Origin of the sequence: Nonomuraea angiospora (genome assembly GCF_014873145.1) — a bacterium.
Lineage (GTDB): Bacteria > Actinomycetota > Actinomycetes > Streptosporangiales > Streptosporangiaceae > Nonomuraea > Nonomuraea angiospora.
Genome location: NZ_JADBEK010000001.1, coordinates 770,474 through 782,629, shown reverse-complemented (window position 1 = coordinate 782,629; position 12,156 = coordinate 770,474). Strand labels below are relative to the sequence as shown.

Annotated in this window: 8 protein-coding genes; 2 read left to right on the top strand and 6 right to left on the bottom strand. The window is 70.5% G+C overall.

Going from position 1 to position 12,156, the window contains the following annotated elements:
- The first annotated feature begins 114 nt into the window (after window positions 1–114).
- Window positions 115–1,092, top strand: a complete 978-nt coding sequence (locus tag H4W80_RS03470) for a LacI family DNA-binding transcriptional regulator (RefSeq protein ID WP_192783728.1) — start codon at window positions 115–117, stop codon at window positions 1,090–1,092.
- Here the strand turns inward: H4W80_RS03470 and H4W80_RS03465 are convergent.
- Genes H4W80_RS03465 through H4W80_RS03440 form a run of 6 tightly spaced genes read right to left on the bottom strand, consistent with a single transcriptional unit; the run spans window position 1,089 to window position 9,857 of the window.
- On the bottom strand, window positions 1,089–2,528 hold the full coding sequence (locus H4W80_RS03465) for an FGGY-family carbohydrate kinase (protein WP_192783727.1): 1,440 nt from the start codon (window positions 2,526–2,528) through the stop codon (window positions 1,089–1,091). The two genes, H4W80_RS03470 and H4W80_RS03465, sit on opposite strands and share 4 nt — an antisense overlap.
- Window positions 2,528–3,499 carry a substrate-binding domain-containing protein gene (locus tag H4W80_RS03460; protein ID WP_192783726.1) on the bottom strand — a complete coding sequence of 324 codons (972 nt, stop codon included), beginning with the start codon at window positions 3,497–3,499 and terminating at the stop codon, window positions 2,528–2,530. Before H4W80_RS03460 ends, H4W80_RS03465 begins: the two co-directional genes overlap by 1 nt.
- Entirely contained in the window at window positions 3,496–4,551 is a 1,056-nt protein-coding gene (locus H4W80_RS03455) for an ABC transporter permease (protein WP_192783725.1), read from the bottom strand. Before H4W80_RS03455 ends, H4W80_RS03460 begins: the two co-directional genes overlap by 4 nt.
- Complete coding sequence (locus H4W80_RS03450; protein ID WP_318786681.1) at window positions 4,548–6,053, bottom strand: sugar ABC transporter ATP-binding protein; 1,506 nt, start codon at window positions 6,051–6,053, stop codon at window positions 4,548–4,550. The genes H4W80_RS03455 and H4W80_RS03450 overlap by 4 nt, the downstream gene beginning before the upstream one ends.
- Window positions 6,050–8,452: a glycoside hydrolase family 172 protein gene (locus H4W80_RS03445; RefSeq protein WP_192783724.1), complete on the bottom strand. Its 2,403-nt coding sequence runs from the start codon at window positions 8,450–8,452 to the stop codon at window positions 6,050–6,052. Before H4W80_RS03445 ends, H4W80_RS03450 begins: the two co-directional genes overlap by 4 nt.
- Window positions 8,442–9,857, bottom strand: a complete 1,416-nt coding sequence (locus H4W80_RS03440) for an L-fucose/L-arabinose isomerase family protein (RefSeq protein ID WP_185074646.1) — start codon at window positions 9,855–9,857, stop codon at window positions 8,442–8,444. The genes H4W80_RS03445 and H4W80_RS03440 overlap by 11 nt, the downstream gene beginning before the upstream one ends.
- Before the next feature lie 927 nt (window positions 9,858–10,784).
- Between H4W80_RS03440 and H4W80_RS03435 the strand changes: the two genes are divergently transcribed.
- On the top strand, window positions 10,785–12,134 hold the full coding sequence (locus tag H4W80_RS03435; RefSeq protein WP_192783723.1) for an ABC transporter substrate-binding protein: 1,350 nt from the start codon (window positions 10,785–10,787) through the stop codon (window positions 12,132–12,134).
- The last annotated feature ends 22 nt before the right edge of the window (window positions 12,135–12,156 follow it).

The following is a 12,156-nucleotide window of genomic DNA, read 5'->3' as shown; positions in this document are numbered from 1 at the left end:
TCAGGAAATGAGGAGGTATGATCATGATCGGAAAGCGATTCCTGGACCAGGACCTCAGCCCCAACCCGCGGCGAGGAGGGGCGCGGGGCTCCGCGATGGTAGAAACTTGGTGCGATGCCCACTATCTACGATGTCGCACGGGAGGCCGGCGTGTCCGCCGCCACCGTCTCCCGCGTGCTCAACGGCGCCCAGACCGTCGACCCCGCCATGGTCGCCCGGGTGCTCACGGCGGTCCGCGAGCTCGGCTACCGCCCCAACGCGGTCGCGCGCAACCTGCGGCGCAGCCGCACGACGCTCTGGGCCGTGATCATCTCCGACATCGGCAACCCGTTCTTCACCGCCATGGTGCGCGGCGTCGAGGACGTCGCGCAGCAGGAGGGCTACTCGGTCGTGCTGTGCAACAGCGACGAAGACCCGGCCAAGGAGGAGACCTACGTCGCGGCGGCGCTGAGCGAGCAGATGGCCGGCGTCATCATCTCCTCCTCGGGCAGCGTCAAGGCGGCCAAGACGCTCATCGACTCGCCCGTGCCCGTCGTCGCCGTCGACCGGGAGCTGCCCCGGGGCGCCGTGGACACGGTGGTGGTCGACAACGAGGGAGGCGCGCGCACGGCCACCGAGCACCTGCTCGCGGCCGGATACCGGCGGATCGCGTGCATCGCGGGGCCCGAGGGCGTGAGCACCGCCGACCTGCGCCTGCGCGGCTACACGGCGGCGCTGCCCGGTGATCCCGTGATCGTCCGCGCGGACTTCCGCGAACAGGGGGGTTACGACGCCATGGCCGCACTGCTGTCCTCTCCCGAGCCTCCCGACGCGGTCTTCGTGGCCAACAACCTCATGACGGTGGGCGCGCTTCGCTGCCTGACCGAGCGCGGGGTGGACGTGCCCGGGCAGGTCGGCCTGGTCGGCTTCGACGAGATCCCGTGGGCGGACCTGGTGCACCCGTCGCCGTCGACGGTGACGCAGCCGACGTACGAACTGGGCCGCATGGCCGCCCGCCTGCTGGTCGACCGCATCGCCACCCCGGCCGCCAAGCCCGCCACGATCGTCCTGCCCGCCGAGCTCCATCCCCGCGAGAGCTCCATCCCCCGTTAACGGGTCGCGAGCTCGTGGGCGATGTGGGCGGTGGAGTCGTACAGGTCCCGGTAGAGCCCGTACAGCCGGGTGTAGTCCTCGGCGGCGGCCGGGTCGGGCTCCACGACGGAGGCCACCGGGTTCCAGCCCGCGGCCGAGACGCCGCAGGCCCGCGCCGCCAGCATGGCGTCGCCGAAGGCGGCGCCCACCGTATGGGTGGACAGGACCTGCTCCTGCTGGAGCACGTCGGACACGATCCGCGTCCACAGCCCGCCCTTCGTGCCGCCGCCCACCGCGACCAGCCGCTTGGCCGACCCGCCCGCGGCCCGCATGGCCTCCAGGTTGTGCAGCACGCCGAAGGCGGTCGCCTCCAGCGCGGCCCGGTACAGGTGCCCGCGCCCGTGCCGCAGCGTCAGCCCGATGAGGGTCCCGCGCGCGTCCGGGTCGAAGAGAGGCGTGCGTTCTCCCGCGAAGTAGGGCAGCATGAGCAGCCCCTCCGCCCCGCGCCCCACCGCCGCGGCCTCGGCCGTGAGCGACTCGAACGAGGCGCCGGTCAGGTCGCGCAGCCATCCGGTGACCGCGCCCGACGTGGCCATCCCCGCCGCCAGGTTGTACGTCCCCGGCGACACCCCCACGGTCCCCCACAATTGCGGCGAGACGGCCCGCGAGGCCAGCACCTCGACCAGGAACATCGTCGTCCCGTACATGAGCATGACGTCGCCCGGCGAGGTCGCCCCGACGCTCAGTGCCTCCGCCCACGCGTCTATGGTCCCGGCCACCACCGGGATCCCCTTCGGGAGCCCGGTGGTGGCGGCTGCCGCCTCCGTCACGGCGCCGACGACGTCGCCGCTCCACGCCAGTGCGGGCAGCTCCAGCTCGGGGAAGAGGTCCCAGTCGTCGATCCACTCGTGGGTACGGGTGTCGTACAGGGGCGTGCACTGGCTGGCCGCGTGATGGTCGAGCACGTACGCGCCGGTCAGCCGGTACGCCAGCCACGAGTGCGCCATGAAGATCCGCCGCGTCCGCGCCCACACCTCGGGCTCGTGGGTGCGCAGCCACTCCAGCTTCGGCCCCACCGCCTGGGAGGTCAGCGGCGACCCGCACCGCTCCAGGATCGCGGAGGCGCCGTACCGGGAGGTCTGCGCCGCGATCTCGGCGGTGGCCCGGGTGTCCACCCCGTACAGGATCGCGGGCCGCAGCGGCGTGCCGTCCTGCGCGCAGGGCAGCACGCACGGCCCGATCCCGCTCAGCCCGACGGCGGCGACGTCCGGGCGGGCCAGCTCCGCCACGATCGAGGTGAAGTCGGCCCACCAGACGTCCTGCGCCGAGTGCTCGAACCAGCCCGGCCGTGGCGAGGCGGTGCGGTGCTCGCGGACCGCCGTCGCCACGACCGTGCCGTCCGGCGCCACGAGCACCCCCTTGGAGCTGGAGGTGCCGATGTCGACTCCGAGGAACATCAGTTCTGCCCCGACAGGTCGAACTGCTTGTAGAGCTCGGCCGCGTTGTCCTTGGTGACCTGCGTCGTGCCGAGCACCTGCTTCTTCTCGACCGGCTGGCCGTGCAGGATCTTGTTGACGGTGTCGGCCGCCTCCTGCGCGCCCGTCGGGTAGATGAACGTGGCCGAGAGCTGGCCGAGCTGGACCGCGCGGATGCCGCCGTCGGGGATGGCCAGGCCGTCGATGCCGATGAACTTGATCTTGTCGGCCTTGCCCGCCGCCTGGGCCGCCAGGTACGCGCCCAGCGCCATCGGGTCGTTGTGCCCGTACACGAGGTCGATCTGCTGGTGCTGGGCGAGCCACTGCTGCATGATCGGGGTGGCCTGCTCCTTCAGCCACTTGCCCTCGCGGTCGGCGATGATCCTGATCTTGGGGTTGGCCGCGACGGCCTCGCGGAAGCCCTTGTCGCGGTCGATCTGCGGCTGGTTGGACATGATGCCGCGCAGCTCGACGATGTTGCCGCCGTCCGGCAGCAGCCGGACCGCCTCCTCCCCCGCCTTCCTGCCGATGAGCACGTTGTCGCCCCCGATGAAGGCGGTGTAGCAGTCGGTGTTCACGGTGCGGTCGAGGACGATCACGGGGATCTTCGCGTCGCACGCCTGCTGCACGGCCGCCGTCAGCGGCGCGGGCTCGGTGGGCGAGACGATGAGCGCGTCGACCTTCTGGGTGATGAAGTTCTGGACCTGGGAGACCTGCGTGGCGCTCGACTGCTTGGCGTCGGCGATCGGCAGCAACTCGATGTCCGGATATTTCTTCAAAAAGTGCTGCAGCTGCAGGTTGAGCTGGGCCCGGTACGGCTCGGCGTTGTTCGACTGCGAGTAGCCGACGACGAACTTCTTCTTCTCGCCTGACGACGCCGACGGCGCGGGCGCCTTGGACGCGCACGCGGCGGCCAGGAGCGCGCACAGCGCGATGGTGATGGTCTTCTTCATGATCGAGACCCTCCTCGGAAGATCTTGAAGAGATCGGGACGCTGCAGGACGACCGCCACGACGACGATCAGTCCCTTGATGACGAGCTGCCAGTTGTCGCTGACCGCGTTGAGGCCGAGCACGTTGTCCAGGAGCGTCAGGATGAGCGCCCCGACGAACGTGCCGGCGATGGTGCCCTTGCCGCCCGCCAGCGACGCCCCGCCGATGACGGCGGCGGCGATGGCGTCCAGCTCGAACGACTGCCCGGCCTGGGGGTCGGCCGAGGCGCTGTAGGCGGCGTCGATCGGCCCGGCGAAGCCGGCCAGCATGCCGGACAGCGTGAAGACCGCGATCGTGACCGCCGTGACGTTGACGCCGGACAGCCGGGCCGCGGTGGGGTTGCCGCCGACCGCGTACACGTGCCGCCCGAACCGGGTCTTCGTCAGGATCAGGTGGAAGATCACGCAGACCACGATGAAGGCCAGCACCGGGTAGTAGATGCGATCGAACAGGTTGTGCCCGGGCGTGCCGAACAGCTGGAACGCCTCCGCCTGCGGCGTCAGCTTCCCGTCGGGCCCGGCGATCTGGGTGCCGACGCTGACGTTGTCGCTGACCTGCCGGTCGAGCCCGCGTACGACCGAGAGCATGGCCAGGGTCATGACGAACGACTGGATGCGCAGCCAGGCCGTGCCGGCGCCGTTCAGGAACCCGAAGAGGGCTCCCACCACCATGCAGATCGGGACGATCTGCCACGGCTCCAGCGAGAACTTGGCGAGCATCATCGCGGCCGTCATCGACGCGATGCCCAGCAGCGAGCCCACGGAAAGGTCGATGCCGCCGGTCAGGATCACCAGCGTGACGCCGACCGCCAGGATGCCGCGGGAGGCGAAGGCGCCGATGGCGTTGGTGAGGTTGGTCTCGTTCAGGAACATCTCGCCCTTGGTGGCGATCCCCACGGCGAGGACCAGCACCAGGCCGATGTACGCCTGCGCGGCCCCGAGGGCGGAGAGCGCGCGCCGCACCCGGCTCTCCCCCGGCGCCTGCACGGGCGGCGCGGTCTTCACGGTGGTCATGTGGTCACCTGCTGTCTTGCCATGGCGGCCTCGAGGATCGCCTCCTGCGTCGCCTGGCCTCTCGGGAACTCGGCGGTGATGCGGCCCTCGCACAGCACGAGGATCCGGTCGCACATGGCGAGCAGCTCGGGCAGCTCGGAGGAGGCCACGAGCACGCCCTTGCCCTCGGCGGCCAGCGACGACATGAGCGCGTGGATCTCCGCCTTGGCGCCCACGTCGATGCCGCGCGTGGGCTCGTCCATGAGGATCAGCGAGGGCGCCGTGAGCAGCCACTTGGCCAGCACGACCTTCTGCTGGTTGCCGCCCGAGAGGTTGCCGACGGTGAAGCGCAGTCCGGGCGTCTTGACCCGCAGCGCGCGCACCTGCTGCTCGACGGCCGCGCCCTCGCGCCGCCGGTCCACGGTCCGGAACCGCAGGTACCGGCCGAGCGATGACAGGCTCGCGTTGAAGGCCACGCTGTTGCCCAGCACGAGGCTCTGCGCCTTGCGGTCCTCGGCGACCAGCGCGACGCCCCGCTCGATCGCCTGCTTGGGACTCCTGGGACGGTACGGCGCGCCGCGCAGGCTGATCGCTCCCTCCGACGGCCGGTGCACGCCGAAGATCGATTCGAGCAGTTCGCTGCGCCCGGCGCCCATGAGCCCGGCCACGCCGACGATCTCCCCGGTGCGCACCGTCAGCGAGACCTCCCGCAGCGCCGTGCGCCCGGTGTCCCGATCCCCCGGCACGCAGAGCCCTTCGACCCGCAGCAACTCGTCACCTTCTGTGGCGCCGCCGGCGCGCGGGAACATCTCGCCCAGGGGACGGCCGACCATCATCTGGATGAGCTCGTCCCGGTTGATGCCGGTCCGCTCGCCGATGTACTGGCCGTCGCGCAGCACGACGACCCGGTCGGCGATCTCCTCCAGCTCCTCCAGCCGGTGCGAGATGTAGATGACGGCCACGCCGCGCCCGGTCAGGTCGCGGATGACCTCGTACAGCCGCCGCACCTCCGCGTCGGCCAGGGCCGAGGTGGGTTCGTCCATGACCAGGACGCGGACGTTCTGCGACAGTGCCTTGGCCACCTCGATGAGCTGGCGTTCGGCGATCTTGCACTGTTTGACGAGCGTGCGCGGCGACAGGTCGAGCCCGAGGCCGCGCAGCAGCTCGGCGGTGCGCCCCTCGGTGACCTTGCGGTCGAGGAGCGCGCGTTCCCGGCCGAGGAAGATGTTGTCCGCGACGGACAGCTCGGGCACCAGGTTGAGCTCCTGGTGGATCATGGCGATCCCGTGCCGCCGCGCGTCCTTGGGCGAGTGGATGTGCGCCACCTCGCCGCCGATCTCGATCTCGCCCTCGTAGTCCTTGAACACCCCGGCCAGGATGTTCATCAGCGTGGACTTGCCGGCGCCGTTCTCCCCGAGCAGGGCCACCACCTCGCCCTCCGCCACGGTGAGCGACACCCCGTCGAGGGCCCGCACGCCGGGGAAGGACTTGCCGATGGCCCGCATCGCCAGGACGGTGGTCACCGGAGGCTCCACGCCGTGTAGGAGGCCGCCGACCAGGGGGTCTTCGGGGTCAGCTGGACGGTGATCTCCCGCTGCCCGCGGGTGACGCCCGCCGGGATCTGGTAGACGTCCTCCAGCCACCTGCGGGTCCGGTTGCCCAGCGGCTGCACCCAGTCGGCCAGCCGCCGCCCGTTGACGGTGACCTCGGCGTGCTGCCCTGCGACGCTCTGGTCACCCGTACGGCGCAGCTCGACGCCCTGGTTGTTCCGGTCGATCGCGAGCCTGAACGTGACCGGGGCCTGCGTGACCCGCTGGGTGGCCTTGAGCGTGACGGGGTTCCTGAAGTCGCCCTCGAACGCGGAGTCCAGCGTGGTGACCTCGCCCTGGCCGGTGTAGCCGTGCTGCCGCTCGCTCGCCGGGTCGCCGACCGTCAGCGAGTCCGTCCGTGCCGTCGCGGCGCGGTCGGAGCCGTACCAGTAGGCGGTGGAGGAGTAGACGCCTTCGACGTCGTTCGTCCAGCCGTGCTCGATGTCGAACGTCAGCGAGCCCGCGAACGGCACGGCGTCGCCGATCATCAGCCGGTACGCGCCGGTGCAGTCGTCGTCCGCCGGACAGCCGGTCGCCGGGGCCAGGTGGGCGGTGTTGCCGTGGAACGGGGTGCTGAAGGTCTCGCGGTTGAAGTACCAGCCCGCCTGGTAGAAGTCCTCGGTGCCGGTGCCGTGGATCTGCGGGGTGCGCGAGCCGTCCACATAGACGCGCTCGTCGCCTTCCAGGTAGTTACGGTTGGTCGGGCCGCGCATGGTGTGGCTGATCCCGACGAACTTTCCCTGCGCGCCGGAGACCCGCAGGAAGGGCCAGCTCGTGCCAGGCGTGGTGCCGCCGGCACGGGACTGTGTCCTGAAGTAGCCGACATTTCCTGATACGGGGCGGTTGGCTGACGTGACCGTCGCCTGGCCCTCGATCGTGCGGCCGGAGTCGTTGAACAGCTCGACCGTCGCGCCCGTCCGGTACGGCATCGGCCACCACGCGCTGAGCGTGCTGGTCGCGGCGTCGACCGCGTACATGAGCGACTTGACGGGCAGCATCGCGTGCCCGCTGCCGAAGAACTCGCCGGCCGGCGAGTCGACCGTGCGCCGGCCGTCGAAAGTGATCCGCAGCCGCAGCCCCTGCAGGATCTCCTGCGCCGTCCTGATCCTCGCCAGCTGGGGCTGGTCCATCGGGAAGGCGAAGGTCCGCTCGCCCTGCCACGTCTGCCCGACGATCGTGTAGCCGTGCGCGGCCTCGTCGGCCGCGTCGCCCACGTCCACGGTGTCGGTACGCTTGCCGGCGCTGTCCACCCAGTACGTGAACTCGTTGTAGTCGAGGTCCGACGAGGTGAACACGTTCTTGACCGTGATCTGCGACTTGCCCTTGGTGGCACTGGCCGGCAGGTCCACGACCTCCTCGGCCCACATCCCGGCGGCGCCCAGCCTGCTCGGCGGCCACTGCGCCACCTCCTGGCCGTCCACCAGGACCTTGGCGGCCTGCCTGCCGATGGCCGGGTCGATGCGCCTGGTCAGCCGCACGCCGTCGTTGGCGGGATCGATCTTCACCGTGAACTCGCTGGAGCCGTTCCGGCCGAACGCCCGGCCCTCGTCGGCCTCGGTCCTCGGCAGCACCTGCTCGGCCTGGGGCAGCTTCAGCTTGATCGCCGACAGCAGGCCGGCGCCCTGGGTGCGTGCGACCCGTACCGACTGGCCGGGGGCGAGGCGGATCGCGGCGTCCTGGGAGCGCGCGCCCGGGACGGCGGGCTTGGGGTCACCGCCCGCCTTGAGCCGGTCGATGACGTCCTGTGCCTTGTCGGCCGGGTCGAACGTGCTCACGCCCTCGGCATCGGCGAACGTGCGGTAGCTGACGTGGTGGAAGAGCGGGTTGTGCTCGGTGGTGATGCGCATCGAGCGGGTGAACGGCATCGGCACCTCGACGTAGACGCCGCCGGAGCTCTGGTCGGCGTTGCCCACGAGGGGGTAGGCGAAGGGGGCGCCGAGCTTGCCGTCCACCAGGTCCTGGAGGCTCGCCTCCACCACCTTCCTGCCGTCGAGCTCGACGGTGATCCTGCCGGTCCTGCTGACGTCGCCGCCGTCCCTGGTGAACCAGATGGCCTGCACCTCGCCGGCGCCGGTGTGCTCGGCGATCACACAGCCCTGGGGGGTGGTGCTCAGGCACGAGTACGTGCCCTCGAACCCGTCGTTGTTGTCGCCGGTGCGGTCGAAGCTGGAGAACTGCTTGGTCTGCACGCCGACGGGCAGCTCGGGCAGCCGGTCGAGCCTGCGGTAGACGTCCCACCCGACGGGTCCCTTGGCGCTCGCCTGCGCCTGCGCCGGTGCGCTCAACCCGCCCAGGACGAGCGCGGCCGCGAGGAGGAGAGGACTAAGCCGCATCGCCGAACCCCTCGAACTCGACGCCCAGCTGCTTGCAGACCGCCTCCAGCTCGGCGATGTAGTCGCCGGGGACCGCGTGGATGTGGTTGGAGCCGAACCGCCCGAGGAACTCGGTGGCCGGCACGTGCAGCCTGGTGAACGCGTGCGGCCACTCGAACGTGGACTGCCGGGCCATCGCCTCGTTGGTGGCGTCGTCGTACAGCTCGAAGTCGCCGCGCATCACGTGCATGCGGTACCGGCCGTCCCTGCGGGTGAGGCGGGCGAACGTGGCGGCGCCGGGCGCCGCCAGGTGGTGCACGCTCGCGCCGCCCGCCGGGAAGAAGAACACCTCGGGGTAGAAGTGCGTCCTGGCGAGGTTCTCCTCGGGGTCGTCGGACCTGGCCGCGTACCAGGTGGCGTGCTGGCCGGAGTTGCACAGGTCCCAGACGTCCTTGTCCGCGTGGTAGTGGCGGACGTCGGCGAAGAGCACCGGGTCGCCGCTCAGCAGCTTCAGGATCTGCATCGTCAGCGCGCCGTCCATGTCGGCCTCGGTGGCGCAGACGTGGGTGTCCTTCGGGCCTTCCCAGTCGTACGGGTCGTTGAGGAAGGCCTCGGCGAGGTCCATCGTGCAGAAGTGGGTGGTCAGCTCGGGCTGGCCCTTGATGCCGGAGAAGTCCAGGTTCCACTCGTCGATGAGCTCGCGCATCGCGTAGTACGTGCGGATCTGGCGTTCGAGCAGGTCCGGCGTGAGCTGCTTGCCGTCGTAGTGCACGTTCCCCTTGGCCTCGAGCCACTGGCGGGCCTGGGTGACCCGCGCCTGGGAGGCGTTCTCACTCCGCCGGACGATCTCCCACTGGTCGATCTCCTCGACGTCGACGCCGAACGTACGCATCCACTGGTCGGTGTTGGCGACGGCGGTGTACATGCCCATCGGCCGGCCGCCGATCCGGCCGAACGTCGAGCCGCGCAGGCCCCTGACCGCCTGGGCGGCCCGTACCTCGGTCAGCACGCGCTCCCTGACGGCTGGGTCGTCGATGTCTCCCCAGGCGCGGGCGTGCACCCGGCCGATCTGGTCCAGGCCACCGCCGCCGGCGAGCATGCCGACCATGCCGGGCTGCGCGGGGTCGATGTTCGCCATGAGCAGCAGCGGCCCTGGGGTGGACTCGGCGGCCAGCATGGTGAAGTGCGGGAAGGCCCAGACCGCGTAGTTGAAGATGGTCAGATCGGGCCGGCGATCGGCCAGCCACCGCGCCTGCGACGTGGCCAGCTCGTTGGTCCACACGATCTCCGGGGCCACGATGACCTCGTGGCCCTCCTTGCGCAACGCCTCCGCGAGGGCGGTGGTGGCGTGGGTGATGTGCTCAACGAGATCGCGGGCGACGAAGTCCCGCCCGTCCGAGATGCTCAGCACTCCGATACGTGCCACGGGTTGTCCTCCATGCATACGAGAAATCGATTGCTCAGAAATCGATTTCCCTCAACCTAGATCCGACCTTCTAGGCCGTCAATCCCGCCTCACATCACGGAATCACAACGGTGAACCGATTTCTCACACTCGATGTAGCGGCCCCGCACCGGTACTCCGTCGCACTTGACCGGCGGCCCCCACGCCTCGCTCCGGAGACCCGCCCACCACCGCGCCCGGCCCCTGGCACGCCGATCACCCGGCAGCAGCCCACGCGCCGGGAGCGGCCCGCACCTCACGCACGTCCGCCACCCCCAACCACGGTCCGCACCCCTCCGCACGTCCGCCACCACAGGCACCTCCGGGCACTCGGCCCCCCAACCACGGCATGCGCCTCACGCACGTCGGGCACCGCCTCCCCCGCTTGCCGCACCTCACCGCGCCCGCGCCGCCCGGCACCCCGCCGAGAACCCCCGGCCCCCTCGCCTCGCCGGACACGCGCGTGCGTCCGCCCGCGATGGCTCAGCACCGCGACCGCCGCCCTCCACGGCAACCCGCCGATGACCGTCGCCGGCCCGGCCGGTTCACTGGGAGCCGGAGCGGCGAGACGGCGGAGCCCGGTCGCGGGCAGTCGGCTGCTCGTCGGATCCAGGCAACCTCGGGTCCGGGCAACGGCGGATCCAGGCAACGTCGGATCCAGACGGCGTCGGATCCAGACGGCGTCGGATGCACGGGAGCGTCGGATCCACGGGAGCGGGAGACCGAGGGACGCGCCATCGTGACGCCAATTGCCCGTCGGAGCGCGGTTGCAGGTCTCGAGGAGATATCGATTCCCTGATTCAGCAAGCCGTAGCAGGAACTTCTTGACGCCAACCCCGCCGACGCCTACCTTTCTGGGAAATCGATTGCTCACCCCCCGAGCTTTCTGCAAGATCAGGAGGATGCGACATGTCGGCTTTCGAGAGGGTGACCCGCCGATCTCTGCTGCGTGGCGGCGCCGTCGTCTTAGGGTCGGCGATGGCGGCACCGCTGCTGTCCGCGTGCGGGGGCGGCGGGAAGAGCGGCAACGCCAAAGAGCTGACGTTCTGGAACTTCTACGGCCCCAACCCGCAGGCCGACGCGCAGAGCAAGTGGTTCACCGACCTGGCGGCGGCGTGGAACGCCAACAACGAGGTCAAGGTCAAGCTCCACTACCTGCCCGTCTCCGAGTACCTCGCCGGCACAGCACTGCAGACCGCGTTCTCCGCCGGTCAGGGGCCGGACATCTTCCTGCTCAGCCCCGGCGACTTCCTCCGCTACCACAACGGCGGCGTGCTGGCCGACCTCACGCCGCACCTCAAGCCCGACCAGATCGCCGACTTCGACGGCGGCGTGCTCGACACGCGCAAGGTGGACGGCAAGGTCTATGGCCTGCCGATGGAACAAGAGCCGCTGGCCATGTACTATAGCGTCGACGCCTTCGAGAAGGCGAAGCTGGCCGAGGGCGACCTCCCCCAGACCTGGGACCAACTGCTGGACGTGGCCGCCAAGCTGACCACCAAGGACCAGTTCGGCATCCTCTTCGAGACCATCCCCGGCTACTACCAGAACTTCACCTGGTACCCGTTCATGTGGATGGCCGGCGGCTCGGCCGTGCCGGGGAGCGGCGGGGCCGGGTTCGACGCGCCCGGCGTACATCAGGCGCTGAAGCTGTGGCAGGACGCGGTCAACAACAAGGTCGCGCCGCGCAAGCCACAGGGCGACGGCGCGGGCAACGCCCCGGCGAACCTCGCCAGCGGGTACGTCGCCATGCAGCAGAGCGGCATCTGGTCGGTGTCGCAGCTGGAGCAGGAGAAGAAGGACTTCACATACGGGGTGTTCCGGCTCCCCGTTCCCGAAGGCGGGACTTACACCACCGACATCGGCGGGTGGGCGTTCGTCGCCAACGCCAAGGGGGCGAACCCGGAGGCGGCGGCCAAGTTCATCGCCTGGGCGCTGGGCGCCACCGACGCGGCCGGCGTCGAGCGCGGCCGTCAGTGGAACACGGTCGTCAAGACGAACCTGCCGGCCCGCAAGTCCGTCCAGGAGGCGGCCAAGGCGGCGGGGGCGTTCGACAAGCCGGCGCTCAAGGTGTTCCTGGAGCAGGTGGTGCCGGGCGGCCGGGGCGAGCCCCGCTACACGCCCGAGGTGTACAAGGCCGTCTCGGACGCCATCCAGGCCACCCAGCTCGGCGGGGCGGACCCGGCCAAGGCGGCGGCGGACGCCGCCGCCAAGATCGACACCTTCCTGAAGGGCTACAAGGGTGCGGCCATGCTGTGACGCCCTCGCGGGCGCGATCCCA

What these genes read in the sequence shown, in the direction of transcription:
- H4W80_RS03470 (WP_192783728.1), top strand. Translation starts at nt 115, where the DNA reads ATGCCCACTATCTACGATGTCGCACGGGAGGCCGGCGTGTCCGCCGCC.
- H4W80_RS03445 (WP_192783724.1), bottom strand. Translation starts at nt 8,452, where the DNA reads ATGCGGCTTAGTCCTCTCCTCCTCGCGGCCGCGCTCGTCCTGGGCGGG.
- H4W80_RS03435 (WP_192783723.1), top strand. Translation starts at nt 10,785, where the DNA reads ATGTCGGCTTTCGAGAGGGTGACCCGCCGATCTCTGCTGCGTGGCGGC.
- H4W80_RS03465 (WP_192783727.1), bottom strand. Translation starts at nt 2,528, where the DNA reads ATGTTCCTCGGAGTCGACATCGGCACCTCCAGCTCCAAGGGGGTGCTC.
- H4W80_RS03460 (WP_192783726.1), bottom strand. Translation starts at nt 3,499, where the DNA reads ATGAAGAAGACCATCACCATCGCGCTGTGCGCGCTCCTGGCCGCCGCG.
- H4W80_RS03455 (WP_192783725.1), bottom strand. Translation starts at nt 4,551, where the DNA reads ATGACCACCGTGAAGACCGCGCCGCCCGTGCAGGCGCCGGGGGAGAGC.